Source organism: Pseudoxanthomonas sp. Root630 (assembly GCF_001427585.1).
Classification (GTDB): Bacteria; Pseudomonadota; Gammaproteobacteria; order Xanthomonadales; family Xanthomonadaceae; genus Pseudoxanthomonas_A.
The window spans coordinates 148148-164316 of record NZ_LMGY01000018.1 but is presented as its reverse complement, the minus strand read 5'-3'; the positions used below and the strand labels follow the sequence as shown (position 1 = coordinate 164316).

12 protein-coding genes are annotated in these 16169 nt (G+C 67.6%); 4 read left to right on the top strand and 8 right to left on the bottom strand.

Going from position 1 to position 16169, the window contains the following annotated elements; translation table 11 throughout:
- Nucleotides 1-80: 80 nt before the first annotated feature.
- Complete coding sequence (locus tag ASD72_RS17470; protein ID WP_056881234.1) at nucleotides 81-2300, bottom strand: TonB-dependent receptor; 2220 nt, start codon at nucleotides 2298-2300, stop codon at nucleotides 81-83.
- A 170-nt stretch (nucleotides 2301-2470) separates the two neighbouring features.
- On the opposite strand from ASD72_RS17470, the gene ASD72_RS17465 reads away from it, so the two are divergent.
- From ASD72_RS17465 to ASD72_RS17450, 4 genes are all read left to right on the top strand, one after another.
- A complete protein-coding gene (locus ASD72_RS17465; protein WP_056881290.1) occupies nucleotides 2471-3874 on the top strand; it encodes a GntP family permease in 1404 nt (467 codons plus the stop codon).
- 98 nt (nucleotides 3875-3972) lie between these two features.
- On the top strand, nucleotides 3973-5847 hold the full coding sequence (locus ASD72_RS17460; RefSeq protein ID WP_056881233.1) for a DUF1800 domain-containing protein: 1875 nt from the start codon (nucleotides 3973-3975) through the stop codon (nucleotides 5845-5847).
- A 9-nt stretch (nucleotides 5848-5856) separates the two neighbouring features.
- A complete protein-coding gene (locus ASD72_RS17455) occupies nucleotides 5857-7338 on the top strand; it encodes a DUF1501 domain-containing protein (protein WP_056881232.1) in 1482 nt (493 codons plus the stop codon).
- 83 nt (nucleotides 7339-7421) lie between these two features.
- A complete protein-coding gene (locus tag ASD72_RS17450) occupies nucleotides 7422-8492 on the top strand; it encodes a hypothetical protein (RefSeq protein WP_155944720.1) in 1071 nt (356 codons plus the stop codon).
- A gap of 22 nt (nucleotides 8493-8514) precedes the next feature.
- Here the strand turns inward: ASD72_RS17450 and ASD72_RS17445 are convergent, their stop codons facing one another.
- The 7 genes from ASD72_RS17445 to truB form a co-directional block, all read right to left on the bottom strand.
- Complete coding sequence (locus ASD72_RS17445; protein WP_056881230.1) at nucleotides 8515-9657, bottom strand: NAD-dependent epimerase/dehydratase family protein; 1143 nt, start codon at nucleotides 9655-9657, stop codon at nucleotides 8515-8517.
- 636 nt (nucleotides 9658-10293) lie between these two features.
- A complete protein-coding gene (locus ASD72_RS17440) occupies nucleotides 10294-10623 on the bottom strand; it encodes a hypothetical protein (RefSeq protein WP_155944719.1) in 330 nt (109 codons plus the stop codon).
- A gap of 42 nt (nucleotides 10624-10665) precedes the next feature.
- Nucleotides 10666-10944 carry a hypothetical protein gene (locus ASD72_RS17435; RefSeq protein WP_056881228.1) on the bottom strand — a complete coding sequence of 93 codons (279 nt, stop codon included), beginning with the start codon at nucleotides 10942-10944 and terminating at the stop codon, nucleotides 10666-10668.
- A 148-nt stretch (nucleotides 10945-11092) separates the two neighbouring features.
- Nucleotides 11093-12358 carry an MFS transporter gene (locus tag ASD72_RS17430; RefSeq protein ID WP_056881289.1) on the bottom strand — a complete coding sequence of 422 codons (1266 nt, stop codon included), beginning with the start codon at nucleotides 12356-12358 and terminating at the stop codon, nucleotides 11093-11095.
- Nucleotides 12359-12513: 155 nt separating this feature from the next.
- Nucleotides 12514-14622, bottom strand: coding sequence for a polyribonucleotide nucleotidyltransferase (gene pnp, locus ASD72_RS17425; RefSeq protein WP_056881227.1), 2109 nt, complete (start codon nucleotides 14620-14622; stop codon nucleotides 12514-12516).
- A 183-nt stretch (nucleotides 14623-14805) separates the two neighbouring features.
- Nucleotides 14806-15066: a 30S ribosomal protein S15 gene (gene rpsO, locus ASD72_RS17420; RefSeq protein WP_056881226.1), complete on the bottom strand. Its 261-nt coding sequence runs from the start codon at nucleotides 15064-15066 to the stop codon at nucleotides 14806-14808.
- Nucleotides 15067-15217: 151 nt separating this feature from the next.
- Nucleotides 15218-16168, bottom strand: coding sequence for a tRNA pseudouridine(55) synthase TruB (truB, locus tag ASD72_RS17415; RefSeq protein ID WP_056881225.1), 951 nt, complete (start codon nucleotides 16166-16168; stop codon nucleotides 15218-15220).
- Between the last annotated feature and the right edge of the window lies 1 nt (nucleotide 16169).

The following is a 16169-nucleotide window of genomic DNA, read 5'->3' as shown; positions in this document are numbered from 1 at the left end:
CGGCATCGCGGCAGCATAACGCAGCGACGGCGGGCTTTCGCCCGCCGCCGTTGCATCCCCAGGATGTAACCGGTGCGCTATCAGAAGTCGTAGCGCGCGGTCAGGCTGTACTGGCGCGGCGGACCGTAGAAGCCGGTCAGCACGCCATAGGCGGCGATGTTGTAACCGGTGGTGCGGTATTCCTCGTCGGCCAGGTTGGTGCCCTGCAACGACAGGCTCCACGCATCGTTGAGCTTCCAGATCACGCCAGCGTTGACCAGGCCGTAACCGTCCTGCTTGATCAGCGGACTCAGGTCGGTGGTCGGCCACACTTCGGACTGGTACGAGTAGCCCACGCGCGCGGACAGGTTGCCGCCGTTGGCCAGGTCGGTGCGGTACTCCACGTTGATCGCACCCGAGAATTCCGGGGCATTGGTGAAGCGCTGGCTGTCGGCCACGTTGACGCCGCTGGTGATGAACTCGTCGTACTTCGCGTCCAGCCAGGCCAGGTTGCCGCTGATCAGCCAGTTGGCGGTCGGCAGGAACTGGTACTCGACTTCCACGCCGTTCACGGTGCCCTTGCCGGCGTTGGTGAAGTCGCCGAAGAAGCTCTGCGAGCCGTTCGGCAGCGTGTACGACGTGAACACCGACAGCTGGATGTCCTCGTACTTGTTGTGGAACGCCGACAGGTTCAGGAACAGGCGCTGGTCGAGGAACGACATCTTGCTGCCGATCTCGATGCTGTCGACCGACTCGTCGTCGAACGGCTCGCCCGAGCGCGGCACCGCGGTGGTGTTGGCGCGGATGTTGTAGCCGCCCGACTTGAAGCCGCGCGAGGCCAGGCCGTAGACCATGATGTCCGGGGTGATCTGGAAGTCCAGCGACACCTTCGGCGAGACGTTCTTGAAGTTGACCGTCTTGTTGAAGTTCGCCGCCGTGCCCCAGGACGTCTCGTACTGGGTGTTGGTGTAGAACCGGTTCAGCGCGATGGCGTGCTTGTCTTCATCGGTGTAGCGCGCGCCCACGTCCAGCGTCAGGCGATCGGTCAGGTCGAAGGTCCAGTCCGCGTACAGCGCGACGCTCTTGGTGTTCACCACGCCCTGGGTGTCGCCGAACAGCGGGTTGGTCAGGCTGGTCGCCAACGTCGGGTTCCAGAAGTAGTTCAGCACCTGGCCGCCAGCGTCGCCGTTGAACCAGTACAGGCCCATCACGCCGCGGGCGCGGCCGCCGCCGTCGTAGTTGGCCTGCAGCTCCTGGCTCACCTGGCTGTCGCTGTAGAACGCGCGCACGTCCACCAGCGGACGCGGCGTGGTGTCGAAATCGATGTTGGTCTCGGTGTCCGATTCGCGCTTGGCCGCGACGTACTTGAACGCCCAGTCGTCGCTGGGACGCCAGTTGACGGTCACCGACGCGCCCTTCATCTCGGTGTCGTTGATGTTCTTCATGCCGCTGCGGATGTCGTAGCGGTCGTCGGTGGGCGGATAGGCCGGCGCCAGCGGATTCGGCGCCAGCATCTTCGCGCCGCGCACGCCGGACTGGTCGTCCATGTAGTCGAAGGCGAACTGCACGTCGAAGTCGTCTTCCGAGTACGCGCCCAGCTGCGCGCGGATCGCGTTGATTTCCTTGTCGCTGACTTCCTGGCCGGTGTAGGTGTTGGTGCCGAAGCCGTCGCGGTTCATGCTGGCGACCGCCACGCGGCCGCGCAGGCCGCTGTCCTTGCCGCCGATCTCACCGCCCAGCGCGGCCTTCACGTCCAGCTGGTTGTAGTTGCCCACGGTGACCGAGGCGAAGCCCGTGGTCTCCTGCGGCAGGCCGCGCGAGATGTACTTGATCGCGCCGCCGATGGTGTTCTTGCCATACAGCGTGCCCTGCGGGCCGCGCAGCACTTCGATGCGCTCCACGTCGAACACGTCCAGCAGCGCGCCCTGCGGACGGGCGATATAGACGTCGTCCAGGTAGATGCCCACGCCCGGATCCACGCCCCACAGCGGATCGGCCTGGCCCACGCCGCGGATATAGGCGGTGACGGTGCTGGTGGAACCGCGCGCCGCGTACACGGTCAGGTTCGGCACCTGCGCATCCAGGTCGCCCAGGTCCTTGATGTTGAGCTTGTCCAGCGTCTCCGGCGTGAACGCGGTGACGGCGACCGGCACGTCCTGCAGGGTCTCCTCGCGCTTGCGCGCGGTGACCTTGACCGAATCGAGCGTGGTGGCGTTGGTGGCTGGCGTGCTGGCGGCCGGCGCGGCGTCCTGCGCCCATGCCACCGGCACGGACGACAACAGGACACAGCCGATGGCCAGGCTCAGGTGCTTGCGCTTCATGGGTCTCCCCCTCCCGGGTATGACGTTGGCGGCGGGCGGATGCCGCCGATTGAAGCGAACACTAGGGGGTGGCCCGCGCGGAGGGCATCGTACCTTCGTACAGTGGGACGGCCGGCACGGCCCTGCCGATACTCGCCGCACTGCAACCGGCGCTGGCCGAGGAGTGTTGGATGTCGTTCCTGATCGTGCTGGCCGCGCTGTGTTTCCTGATGTTCGTGGCCTACCGCGGCTACAGCGTCATCCTGTTCGCGCCGATCGCGGCGCTGGGCGCGGTGCTGCTGACCGATCCGTCGCTGGTCGCGCCGATGTTCACCGGCCTGTTCATGGACAAGATGGTCGGCTTCCTGAAGCTGTACTTCCCGGTGTTCCTGCTGGGCGCGGTGTTCGGCAAGCTGATCGAAATCTCCGGCTTCTCCAAGGCGATCGTGAAAGCGACGATCAAGGTGGTCGGCGCGCAGCGCGCGATGCTGTCCATCGTGCTGGTGTGCGCGCTGCTCACCTACGGCGGCGTGTCGTTGTTCGTGGTGGTGTTCGCGGTGTATCCGTTCGCCGCCGAGCTGTTCCGCCAGAGCGACATCCCCAAGCGGCTGGTGCCGGGCACCATCGCGCTGGGCGCCTTCACCTTCACCATGGATGCGCTGCCGGGCACGCCGCAGATCCAGAACATCATCCCCACCTCGTTCTTCGGCACCACTGGCTGGGCGGCGCCGGTGCTGGGCACCATCGGCGGCATCTTCATCCTGATCGTCGGTATGACCTACCTGGAATGGCGTCGTCGCGTGGCCGCACGCAATGGCGAGGGCTATGCCGGCAGCGAGGAACTGCGCAACGAACCCGAGCCCTTCAAGGGCGACCGCCTGGCGCATCCGCTGGTCGCGATCCTGCCGCTGCTGCTGGTGGGCGTGGCGAACTTCCTGTTCACCCGCTGGATCCCCGGCTTCTACGGCGACAGCCAGTCCTTCATCCCCGCAGTGATCGGCAATCCCGCGCCGGTGGTGCAGGAGGTCTCGAAGGTCGCCGCGATCTGGGCCGTGCAGGGCGCGCTGCTGGTCGGCATCGTCTCGGTGATGGTGTTCGCATGGAAGCCGGTGTTCGCCAGCTTCGCCGAAGGCACCAAGAGCGCCATCGGCGGCGCCTTGCTGGCCTCGATGAACACGGCGTCGGAGTACGGCTTCGGCGCCGTCATCGCCGCCCTGCCCGGCTTCCTGGTGGTGGCCAACGCGTTGCAGGCCATCCCCAATCCGCTGGTCAATGAAGCGATCTCGGTCACGGCGCTGGCCGGCATCACCGGCTCGGCCTCGGGCGGCATGAGCATCGCCCTCGCAGCGATGGCCGACAGTTTCATCGCCAACGCGAACGCGGCGGGCATCCCGATGGACGTCCTGCATCGCGTGGCCTCGATGGCCTCCGGCGGCATGGATACGCTGCCCCACAATGGTGCGGTGATCACCCTGCTGGCCGTCACCGGCCTGAGCCACCGGCAGTCGTACAAGGACATCTTCGCCATCACGCTCATCAAGACCACGGCGGTATTCGTGGTGATCGGTGTGTTCTACGCCACAGGTCTGGTCTGAGGCCGCTTCCGGGGTGACCGGGCTGTGCGCGCGGTCGCATACGCCGCGCGTAACTTGGCCAATACTCCCGCCATTCTGGGGAATGTGGGAAACACCGCATGGCGCGCTATACCCTTCCATGGCGCCGGTTCGCTGCGCGCGGCCCGATCCGCCGGACGGCGGCCGGTCCGCTCGCCCGTCGTGAAGCGGACATCGAAACGCCTTCGCTGCGACCGGCCGCCGACCTCGGCACCCAGGTCCGCCAGCGCCTGAACCGCCTGTACGGCTGGAAAGGCGGAGAACAACCCAGCCCCAAGGACACCACGCCCGCGCCCGAGGCGCCCACCGTGGTCGAGGCCGGCGGGCGTATCGCGGCCGGCCAGAGCACGCCGCGCCTGATGACCCTGGCGCGCCCGCCGTTCGCGGTGCAGGCGCTGAACAACCTCGGCTATGGCGCCACCGCCGCCACCGTCGTCGAGTTCAACGCGCTGGGCAGCACGGACCGCCAGCGCCTGGCCAACTACGTGGACTGGCAGCTCAACTGGGATGCCATCGACGACAGCGCCGTCACCAATCGCCTGAATGCCGGCGGCTACACGACGCTCAACAAATCGCTGAGCCAGCTGTGGGCGGACCACGTGGCGGCGGACCCCGAGTACAACACCCGCATGCGCCCCGCCAACGAGGTGCAGCGCGCGGCGTTCGTGCGTGCGGTGTATTCGCGCCGGCAGCTGCGCGAAGTGCTGGTGAACTTCTGGCACGACCATTTCAACGTGCTGGGCACGGATTTCAGCGTCGGCCCGGTGTTCGTGCACTACGACCGCGACGTGATCCGCGCCAATGCCAAGGGCAACTTCCGCACGATGCTGGAAGCGGTCGCCCAGAGCACGGCGATGCTGTATTACCTGGACAACATCAGCAATTCGCGCTCGGGCCCGAACGAGAACTTCGCCCGCGAACTGCTGGAACTGCACACCTTCGGCGCCGAGAACTACCTGGGCTTCATGGACCCGTTCCAGGTGCCGCCCTGCCCCGAGGATCCTGCGTACCCGATCGGCTACACCGACATCGACGTGTACGAGACCTCGGCCGCCTTCACCGGCTGGTCGGCGAAGAATGCGCACTGGCAGTTCCCCAGCGAGAACGACGGCACCTTCGTCTATCGCCAGTCCTGGCACGATGCCGGCCCGAAGTTCCTGCTCGGCATGCTGATCTATCCGGAACAGCCCGCACTGAAGGACGGCCGCGACGTGCTGAACCGCCTGGCCAGCCATCCGCGCGTGGCCAAGTTCATCTGCAAGAAACTGATCCGCCGTTTCATCAACGACACCCCGAAGCAGGCGCTGATCGACAGCGCCGCGGCGATCTTCCGGGCCAACTGGCAGGCGCCCAACCAGATCGAACTGGTGATGCGCCACATCCTGAACTCCGACGACTTCTTCAACAGCTTCGGGCAGAAGAAGCGCCGGCCGTTCGATGCCGCGGTCGCCGCCATGCGCACCCTGGGGGGCGACTGGACGCTGCGCCTGGACCACGCCCGCAGCAACGACTTCATGTGGTTGTACGGCTTCACCGGCCATGCGCCGTACAACTGGCCTGCACCGAACGGATACCCCGACAGCGCGCTGGCGTGGTCTGGCTCCAACTCGTACGCGATGACCTGGCGCGTGCTGGGCTGGCTGACCGAAAGCAAGGACGGCGAAGTGCCGTTGCACCCGGTCGTCGACACCACGCGCACCAACGTGCCGGTCGCCAACTGGACCGCCGCCAACTTGGTGACCTGGTGGTGCACGCGCCTGCTGGGCTACCAGCCGGAGGCCGCGCGCAAGCAGGCGCTGGTGGCGTTCATGGCGCAGAACGGCGACCCCAACACCTACGTCATCACCGACACCAACACGTGGCAGGGCAGCGACCTGAAGCGGCACTACAACCACGAGCGCCTGCGCGGCCTGGTGGCGCTGATCCTGATGACTCCCGAGTTCATGAGCCGCTGAGGGCCCGCCATGCGCGATCTACGACTGACCCGACGCGAATTCGTCAAAGGCTGCGGTGGCGCCGCCATCGTCAGCGCCACCGGCGGCAGCCTGATGTTCGCCGACCCCGCGGATGCTGCGGTGAACAGCTACGACACCGTCGTGCACCTGTTCCTTCGCGGCGGCCTGGACGGCCTGAACCTCATCGTGCCCACCGGTGGCGTGGACCGCGGCTTCTACGAAGAAGCGCGCCCCAGCCTGCAGGTCGCCGCCAGCGGCGCCTACGGCGCATTGCCGCTCACGCTGTCCGGCGGTGCGGATACCGGCTTCGGCCTGCATCCCTCGGCCACCGGCCTGCGCGACCTGTGGAACGACGGCAAGCTCGCTGTCGTGCACGCCTGCGGCATGGCCACCACGGTGACGCGCAGCCACTTCGACGCGCAGCTGTACATCGACCTGGGCACGCCCGGAAAGTACGGCTCGCCCACCGGTTGGATGACGCGCGCGTGGGAAACCCGACCGAGCGGCACCGGCACCCTGACCGCGCTGGGCGTCAGCGGCACGCAGCCTGCCGGGCTGATGGGCGCGGTGGATGCGCTGACGATGAGCAGCCCGTCGGACTTCTCGCTCAACACCACCGCATGGAGCTGGCAGCGCACGCGTTCGGATTCGCCCGCCGGCCTGCGCGGCGTGTCCGAAACCGTGGCGTCGCTGTGGAATGGCCAGACCGGCCTGGAGGTCACCGGCCGCCGCGCCGACGGCGCGCTGCGCCTGATCGGCCAGCAGGGCTACGCCAGCCTGCCCGCCAGCTGGCCGACCGGCACCTTCGCGCAGCAGCTGTGGACCATCGCGCAATCCATCCGGTTCGACCTGGGCTTGCGCTACGCCACGCTCGACCTCGGCGGTTGGGACACGCACGAAGGCCAGGGCACCGCCGGCAGCGGTTACCACTACTACCAGAACAAGATCAACGAACTCTCCGCCGCGCTCGCTGCGTTCTATGCCGAACTCAACGGCACCGGCGAGATGGCGCGGGTGACGGTGGTGGTGCAGTCCGAGTTCGGCCGTCGCGTGCGCGCCAACGCCAACGGCGGCACCGACCATGGCTACGGCAATCCGATGCTGGTGTTGGGCGGTGCGGTCAACGGCCGGCGCTTCTACGGCAGCTGGCCCGGCCTGAATCCGGAAACGCTGTCGCCCACCTTCGGCGACGTGCCGGTGACCACCGACTACCGGCGCGTCCTGTCGGACATCCTGATCCGCCGCATGGGCAACGCGAACCTGAGCCAGGTGTTCCCGGGTTACGCCGGCTATGCGCCACTGGGCATCGTGCAGGGCACGGACCTGGCGCCGAAGCTCGACGACACCGCGGTCGCGGCGTCGATCCCCTCGCTGGTGGCGTCGGGGACGGCGTCCGCTGCGACCGTCGACAGCGCGCCTGCCGAACGCGTCGTGCCCGACTGGCAGCGTCGCGGTCCGGTGGACCGCATGCTGGTGCGCCGGGAACGTTGAAACCCCGCGCGCGCCGGCTGCGCGCTTGAAACCTTCGGCGTCGCTGTGGTGTGCTGGGGCCCCCAGGATGCGATGCCGACCGGATGTCCCGACGCCCCTTGTTGTTCGCTTCGATTGCCCTCGTGCTCGCCGCCGTCGGCGGCCTCGGCTGGTGGGGGGGACGCGCCAGTCACGACGCCGCTTCCAGTGATATTTCAAGCACCGACGATGCTGACGCCACCACGACCGCCGCTCGCGCCGCCGCATCGGCGCGGGCGCCCGCGCAACGTCCGCCGGACCGGCCCCTGCCGCCGCTGGACCAGCCGCTGCGCGACATCCTGCCCGAGCTGAAGCGACGCGCCGATGCCGGCGAAGCCGCGGCCTCGTGCCGGCTCGCGGCGGAACTGGATTTCTGCGCGCAGATCCGCATGCGCCTGGCCAGCACCGCCGAGATGCTTCGCGACGGCAGCGAGTCGTCGGTGCGGTTCGGGCAGATCGATCCCAACGCCACCCGGCAGGAACAACAGCGGCAATCCGAGCAGGCCCTGGTCGCGCACAGCGAACGCCTGCTGGAGGAAAGCGCGCATTGCGAAAGCGTGCCCGCGTCCACGCCCGCGCAGCGCGTGCAGTACTGGCGCAGCGCCGCGCTGGGCGGCAACCCCATGGCCCTGCGGATGTACGCCAGCGGCAACGCGTTCCGGCAGGAGAACCTGCTGGACCAACTCGAGGCGTTGCGCCTGTATCGGGGCGAAGCCGAATCGATGGCCCTGCGCGCGGCGCAATCGGGGGATCGCATGATGGTGATGGCGTTGGGCCATGCGTACTCGCCCAACAATCGGGAGCAGCGCCGCTCGCTGCTCTCGCAAGCGGTCAAGCCCGACGGCGCGCGCGCCCTCGCCTTCTATCTGCATGCGCAGGCGCAGCTGCCCGCGCCGCCGGCGACCTCGCCACGGAACGCCAACCGGCAGGCGATGCGCGACAACCGCCTGACCCGCTCGATCCGCGAACTGGAAACCCAGCTCGATCCCGCTGCGCTGGCCCAGGCGCGCCAACTGGCCGCCGACATGGCGCGCGACTACGCGCCACCGGCGATGTCCTCCTCCGGCACGACATCGCGCACGGAGATGCGGGGCATTCCGGGCGGCATCCTGCGCGCCCAGTGCAGCGACGACTGATGCGTTTTCGCGCGTGCAGACCTCAGCCTTTGCGCGCGTGCCACGCCTTCAGCAACTCGGCTTCCTTCTCGCGTGGAATGCCCGCGCCGAGCTTGGCCTGACGCTCGGCGGGCAGGCTGCGGAACCACGCCAGCAGGTCTTCCACCGTGGTCGCCAGCGGACGGAACGTCAGCCCCGCGGCGATCGCGCGCTGGTTGCCGACCGCGCCGTAGCCCGCATACGGGTTGTCCTTCGACGGCACCCAGATCGGCAGGCCGACCTGCTGCTCATCCAGGAATGCGGGCGGCACGTGCGTGAGGGTCATGCCGCCGCCGGTGACGGCCTGGCAGCCGTAGAGCATGGCGTCCATCGACAGCGAATAGTCCGGGCCGCAGGCGTTGAAGGTGCCCAGCGTGCGCGCCTCGGCCAGGCGGATCATCCACTCGCCCAGGTCGCGGCCGTCGATGATCTGGATGGGGTCGTGGCCATCGCCGGGCACCAGGATTTCGCCACCCTGCGCCACGCGATGCGGCCAGTAGGTGAAGCGATCGGTCTCGTCGCGCGGACCCACGATGTAACCGGGACGCACGATGGTGACGTTCTTGCCGAACTGCTTGTGCGCCTCGGCTTCGCTCAACGCCTTCAGCGGGCCGTAGAGGTTCTCGATGTCGGCGCGCAGCGTCTGCTGCGTTTCGGCCATCGCATCCTTGCCCTTGTACTGCGCCAGCGGCGAGGTCTCGTTGATGCCCGGCTTGCTGCCATCGGCATACACGGAGATGGTGGAGATGAAGAGGTAATGGCCCACGTTGCCCTTCAGCACCTGGCCCGCGTCGCGCACCCAGAACGGCAGGCTGGTGGGGTTGTCGATGCACACGTCCCACTTGCGACCCTTCAGCGCGGCGAGGTCGCCGGTGTTGCGGTCGCCATGCAACTGCTCGACGGCCGACGGCCATTCCGGCGACGGGCGCTTGCCGCGGTTGAACAGGGTGACCTTGTGCCCGCGCTTGAGCGCGTACTCGACCTGGAACGGCCCCGTGAAGCCGGTGCCGCCGAGGATCAGGATGTTCAGCGGCTTGGCCGCCTTGCCCACGGGCTTGGCCTCGCCGGCAGCGGAGGCGAACGACGGCAGCGCAGCCGCGGCGGCGGCCAGTGCGCCCAGCTTGAACAGGTCACGACGGGTGGTCATGCGGTGCTCCCCAGCGATGTCAGGAAAACCGACTAGATAGCACCGCCCCGGCCGGCAAACCCCTGCCGGAAGTCGTTGTGACTTCCTGTAAACCGCCGGTATGGGCAGGACGACGGTGGTCGCCCGCCTCCGGAACACCGACGCCGTGGTCCGGCGTCCGACCCGTGCAGGTTCACCCACCCCTTTCCAGGTGCCCGCGGCGAACGTCGGCCGGCCGTCGTCGAGCCTCGATGACTCGCCGGCAAGGCGCCGAATCCCACCCGTCAGCGAAAAAGACGCGCGCGTGACCTTCCGCGTTTCGCCAACGACACGAGGACTCTCGCGCACGAGCCAGATACGCTTGTCGCTTCAAGTGCCGAAGCCTCGCCACCGACATGCGGCCGGTGAAGCGCGATGCTTCGCGCCCCGCGGCCGACACTCAAGGCTTGGCGGCCGACACGTCGAGGCTTGCAGTCCGAATCGCGGACACTCGCGCGCAAGTGTGTGCGGGTCGCACGCGCGGCACAGGCGTATCAACGCTGGGAATGGGAGCATCGCCGGCAAGGCTTCGGGGCTTACGGGTCGTGCCCACGGCACGGAGCACCACCCGTGTCGCCTCATCATCCGCACTCATGCGGCCGGTGCCCGGCCTTTGGCCTACCCGGCATCCCGACGCAGATGCGTGCGGATATCGCCCAATGAACCGAAGAAAGGATTCGGTTCGAGCCGCAGGATCTCGTCGAGCGCCTCGCTCAGAGGTGCGTGATGATCGGGTGCGGCCGGTACCAGGTGATAGGTTCCGTTCCCCACGATGAACCCACCACGCGTGTTGGGGATCGTGAATTCCGGCTGGAGGGGCGACCCGTCCGACGCCCAGAACAACCAGACCGCCGCTTCCACGTCGAGTCCTTCGCAATACGCAACCGCCTCGGCTTCGCCCGGATACACCGTCAGCGCGCGTTCTTCCGTTTCGACGACGAAGATCACGTCGGACACTCCTCGATCAAGGTTCGCGACAAGGGTGCGGTGTCAGGCGCGCCCCGTCCAGCGGCGCGCCAGCCAGACGAAGCCGAGTTGCAATGCCATGGGCACGAGGCCGAAGACCACGATGCAGAACGCGATGCTGCCCAGCAGGACCAGACCGAGTTCGAAGGCCTGGACGAGCCATGAGCGGGCGGGCGCCGCGTGGCGGCCGTACTCCGATTCGAATGCCAGGACCGCGAGGACGGGCACCATGCCAAAGGCGGCACCCACCATGCCGGTGCTGATGATCGTTTGTCGGAGTTGGGCCTTGTCGATGCGCATCATGGCCACGCCAGATCAGGGGAAGGGTCGCGTGAAGCCATGCCCATCGCGCAACACAGTTCGTAGGATGGGTTGAGCCGCAGGCGATACCCATCAAGCAACAGGTGGAGGCCACGATGATGGGTATCGCCTGCGGCTCAACCCATCCTACCTACGCATGCCAGGTGTCTTCCAGATACCGCGGCCGGCAGGCCAGGTAACCGCCCACCAGCAGCACACCCACGCACACGGCCAGGAACGCCATCGGCACGGCCCAGCCATGGGTGAACTCGTGCAGCAGGCCGAAGGTCAGCGGCCCCGCACAGGACAAGGTGTAGCCCACGCCCTGCATGAAGCCGGACAGCGCCGCAGAACCCTCCGGCGTGCGCGTGCGCAGGTTGATCATCGTCAGCGACAACGGGAAGGTGCTGGGCCCCAGCCCGAGCAGCGCCACCCACACCGCGGGTGCGGCCATCGGCGCCAGCAACAGGCCAGCGAAGGCGGAGGCGTAGAAGCCCGCGCAGACCACGACCACGATGAAGGGATTGCGCATGCGCACCGCGATCAGCGGCATCGTCAGCGAAGCCACCAGACCCAGCGTGGAGAACAGCGCCACCATCGTGCCGCCCAGCGCGGGCGTGCCGCCGGCCTCGACCAGCAGCTTGGGCAGCCAGGTGAACATCGAATAGGTCACCAGCGAGGTCATGCCGAACATCAGCGCCATGCCCCAGGCCACCGGCGAGCGCCACGCGCGACCGGCGGGACGCGGCGCGGCGAGTTCGGGCGCTTCATCGTCGACGGTGACGGCGGCATCGTGCGTGCGCGCCAGCGGCGAGGTCTTGCTGCGCTCCTGCCACAACACCAGGCACCACGGCACCGCCGACGCCGCGGCGAACACCGCCCACAGGCCCAACGAGATGCGCCAGCCAGCGGCCTCCATCATCGGCACGGCAACGAGCGCCGGCAGGATGGTGCCGGCCTGCAGCACGGTGATGTACAGCGTGCTGACCGTACCCACGCGATCGGCGAAATAGCGCTTCACCAGCGGCGGCAGCACGATGTTGCCGATGCCCATGCCGGCGAGCGCGGTCAGCGAGGCGGCCATCAGTGCCGTCGTGTCGCCCGCCGCACTGCGCAGCAGCAAGCCCAGCGTGGCCAGCAACATCGCCAACAGGGCGGTGCGCTCCAGGCCGATACGATGCGCCAGCGCGGGTGTCGCCACGCCGAACAACGCGAACGCGGCGGTCGGCAGCATGCCGAACACGCCGGTCATCGTGGCGCCGAAACCGAACGTGTCGCCCAGCGTGTCCAACAACGGCGTCAGCGAGGTCACCGCCGTACGCAGGTTGAACGCGGACAGCACGATGCCGAGCAATACCAGTCCGCGGCCGGACCAGAGCGATGCTGGCGCCGTCTTGTGTGTCGTCGTGGAATCCATGGCCGCCATTATCGGCGATGACATTGCCGTTGATGGCGTGATGACGAAAACGCAGCATCCCGCGTGCTTCCTGCCGTCCATCGCAGGCGAAGGAGGCGCAAAGAAAAAGCGGGCCGAAGCCCGCTTTTCCGTATCGCGTCGCGATGTCGTGCGGCTTACTCGGCCGACACGCCCTCGCCTTCTTCCACGGCCTTGATCGACAGGCGGATGCGGCCCTGCTTGTCGACTTCCAGCACCTTGACCTTGACCACGTCGCCTTCCTTCAGCGCGTCGCTGACCTTCTCGACGCGGTCGTTGGAGATCTGCGACACGTGCACCAGACCATCCTTGCCCGGCAGGATCGTGACGAACGCACCGAAGTCCATGATCTTGGCGACCTTGCCTTCGTAGATGCGGCCCGGCTCGACGTCGGACGTGATCTGCTCGATGCGGGCCTTGGCAGCCTGGCCGGCAGCGCCGTTCACCGAAGCGATGGTGATGGTGCCGTCGTCCTGGATGTCGATCTGGGTGCCGGTTTCCTTGGTGATCGCCTGGATCACCGAACCGCCCTTGCCGATCACTTCGCGGATCTTGTCGGGGTGGATCTTGATGGTGATCAGGCGCGGCGCGAACTCGCTCAGTTCCTGGCGCGGTGCGGTCATCGCATGGGCCATTTCGCCCAGGATGTGCAGTCGGCCGGCCTTCGCCTGCGTCAGCGCCTGCTTCATGATCTCTTCGGTGATGCCTTCGATCTTGATGTCCATCTGCAGCGCGGACACGCCGTTGGCGGTACCGGCGACCTTGAAGTCCATGTCGCCCAGGTGGTCTTCGTCACCCAGGATGTCGCTCAGCACGACGAAGTCGTTGCCTTCCTTCACCAGGCCCATCGCGATGCCCGCGACCGGTGCGGTGATCGGCACGCCGGCATCCATCAGCGCCAGCGAGCTGCCGCAGACCGAGGCCATCGAGGACGAACCGTTCGACTCGGTGATTTCCGAGACCACGCGGATCGTGTACGGGAAGGATTCCATCGTCGGCATCACGGCGAGCACGCCGCGCTTGGCGAGGCGGCCGTGGCCGATTTCGCGACGCTTCGGGCCCATCATGCGACCGGCTTCGCCCACCGAGAACGGGGGGAAGTTGTAATGGAACAGGAAGTGGTCCTTCCACTCGCCGCCGACGGCGTCGATCACCTGGCCATCGCGTGCGGTACCGAGGGTGACGGCGACGATCGCCTGCGTCTCACCACGGGTGAACAGCGAGGAGCCGTGCACGCGCGGCAGCACGCTGACCTTGGAGGAGATCGGGCGGACGGTGTCGAGCGCACGGCCGTCGATGCGGACCTTGGTGGCCAGCACGGAGCCGCGCATGGTCTGGTATTCCAGCTCGCCGAATTCCTTCGACAGCGCGCCGGCGGCCCAGCCGTCGGCTTCGGCACGACCGGCCAGCTGCTGCAGGACGTCCTTCTTGATGGCCGAGATCGCGTCGCGGCGCTGCAGCTTGTCGCGCACCTGGAAGGCGCTGTCGAGCTGCGTGCCCACGGCTTCCTTCAGCGCGGAGACCAGCGCTTCGTTCTTGGCCGGTGCGGACCAGTCCCAGTTCTTCGTGCCGGCTTCGACCACCAGCTCGTTGATGATGTTGATGACCTTCTGCATTTCGCGGTGGCCGAACATCACGGCGCCCAGCATCACGTCTTCCGACAGCTCGGCGGCTTCGGATTCGACCATCAGCACGGCGTTGGAGGTACCGGCGACGACGAGCTCCAGCTTGGAGTCCTTCAGCTCGCTGACGGTCGGGTTCAGCACGTACTCGCCGTTGATGTAGCCGACCTTGGCGGCGCCGATCGGGCCGTTGAACGGCGCGCCGGTCAGGGCGACGGCGGCGGAGGCACCGATCAGGGCCGGGATGTCGCCGTCGATTTCCGGGTTCAGCGACATCACCGTGGCGATGACCTGCACTTCATTGCGGAATTCTTCCGGGAACAGCGGACGCAGCGGGCGATCGATCAGGCGGGAGATCAGCGTCTCCTTCTCGGTCGCGCGACCTTCGCGCTTGAAGAAGCCACCGGGGATGCGGCCGCCGGCGTAGAACTTCTCCTGGTAGTCGACCGTCAGGGGGAAGAAGTCCTGGCCTTCACGGGCCGACTTCGCCGCCACGGCGGTGACCAGCAGCACGGTGTCGTCGAACTTGACGATGACGGCGCCGCCGGCCTGACGGGCGATTTCGCCGGTTTCCAGGGTGACCTGGTGCTTGCCGTACTGGAAGGTTTTGGTGATTTTTGCCACGGGGGTTCCTTGAGGTGCCTTGTGCGGGTTGGACCTCACGCGACCCTTGTCGCGTGCGGCTGGCCGGAAGCGTCCGGCCGGTGGTGCTGTGAAGGGCGGGCCCGGTGCGGCCAGCGGATGCAGCGCATTCCGTTCCCTGAAATGCAAACCGCGGCGCATCTCTGCGCCGCGGTCGGGGGTATATCAGCGACGCAGACCCAACTTCTCGATCAAGGTCTTGTAGCGCTCGTTGTCTTTCTTCTTGAGGTAATCAAGCAGGCTGCGACGGCGGTTGACCAGCTGCAGCAGGCCACGACGGCTGTGGTGGTCCTTCTTGTGGGTCTTGAAGTGGCCGCTGAGGTGCTCGATGCGGGCGGTCAGCAGGGCGACCTGGACTTCCGGGGAGCCGGTGTCGTTGGTGCCGCGGGCGTTCTCGGCAATCACTTTCTGGGTATCGACGGACATGGTTTCTCTCTGTTGGATGCGTGACCTGCAGGAACGCGGGCTGTCCTCCGCGCGCACCGCCTGGTTCGCCGTTGATGAAGCTGGGGAATGAAGATGGCCGGTGAAAACCGGCGGCGAATTGTACGCCGCGGGAACCTTGCGAAACAAGGCTTTATTGGCCGCCGCGCATCGGCAGGGCGGCGTGGGCGGTCCAGGTGAACAGACGTTGCGGCGACAGGACGCCGGCGGGATCCACCGTCGCCAGCCCCAGCACGCGGCCATCGGGGCCGTGCACGGCAGCGGGGCCTTCACAGGGAGGTTGCCCCTGCAAGCGCTGGCCCTGCCCCAGCCGGCGGGCGCCTTCAGCGTCCACGTCGATCCGGGGAAACCCGGTCAGGCCGGCCTCGATCGGCAGCAAGCAGGCGTCGAGTGCGGCCTCGCCGCCCTCCGCGGCCAGGGCCTGCAAGGCCTCCAGGGTGAACATGCGCGGCTGCCTGAACGGCTCTACCCAGAGCCGGCGCAGCGCGCCGACGTGGGCGCCGCAACCGAGCGTCTCACCCAGGTCGCGGACCAGGCTGCGCACGTAGGTTCCCGAGCCGCACTCCACCCTCAGCGCGATGCGCCCCGGGGCGATCTCGAGGATGTCGAGCGCGTGCACCTCGACGTCGCGCTCGGGCGCCTCGATGGCCTCGCCCCGGCGCGCCTTGGCGTACAGCGGTTCGCCGCCCTGCTTGAGGGCCGAATAGATGGGCGCGCGCTGGCGGATGCGCCCCATCAGCGGCGCCAGCGCCGCCTGCACGGTCGCCGTATCCAGGGCGGGCAACGGGCGCTCGCGCAGCGGCGCGCCGTCGGCATCGTCGGTATCGGTGGTGGTGCCGAGCACGGCCACGGTGTCGTAGGCCTTGCGTGAACCCAGCAGCAGGCCGGCGATCTTGGTCGCCTCGCCGAAACACAGCGGCAGCAGGCCGGTCGCCAGCGGATCCAGGCTACCGGTGTGGCCGCCCTTCTCGGCGCGAAACAGGCGCCGGGCCACCTGCAAGGCGGCGTTCGAGCTCATGCCCTGCGGCTTGTCCAGCAGCAGCAGACCGTCCAGCGGGCGGAATTTGAGCTTCGGCAGCGACATC

Excerpts from the sequence above, each read along its gene's own strand:
- ASD72_RS17430 (WP_056881289.1), bottom strand. The coding sequence starts at position 12,358 with ATGGATTCCACGACGACACACAAGACGGCGCCAGCATCGCTCTGGTCC.
- ASD72_RS17445 (WP_056881230.1), bottom strand. The coding sequence starts at position 9,657 with ATGACCACCCGTCGTGACCTGTTCAAGCTGGGCGCACTGGCCGCCGCC.
- ASD72_RS17455 (WP_056881232.1), top strand. The coding sequence starts at position 5,857 with ATGCGCGATCTACGACTGACCCGACGCGAATTCGTCAAAGGCTGCGGT.
- ASD72_RS17470 (WP_056881234.1), bottom strand. The coding sequence starts at position 2,300 with ATGAAGCGCAAGCACCTGAGCCTGGCCATCGGCTGTGTCCTGTTGTCG.
- ASD72_RS17450 (WP_155944720.1), top strand. The coding sequence starts at position 7,422 with ATGTCCCGACGCCCCTTGTTGTTCGCTTCGATTGCCCTCGTGCTCGCC.
- rpsO (WP_056881226.1), bottom strand. The coding sequence starts at position 15,066 with ATGTCCGTCGATACCCAGAAAGTGATTGCCGAGAACGCCCGCGGCACC.
- truB (WP_056881225.1), bottom strand. The coding sequence starts at position 16,168 with ATGTCGCTGCCGAAGCTCAAATTCCGCCCGCTGGACGGTCTGCTGCTG.
- ASD72_RS17460 (WP_056881233.1), top strand. The coding sequence starts at position 3,973 with ATGGCGCGCTATACCCTTCCATGGCGCCGGTTCGCTGCGCGCGGCCCG.
- ASD72_RS17435 (WP_056881228.1), bottom strand. The coding sequence starts at position 10,944 with ATGATGCGCATCGACAAGGCCCAACTCCGACAAACGATCATCAGCACC.
- ASD72_RS17465 (WP_056881290.1), top strand. The coding sequence starts at position 2,471 with ATGTCGTTCCTGATCGTGCTGGCCGCGCTGTGTTTCCTGATGTTCGTG.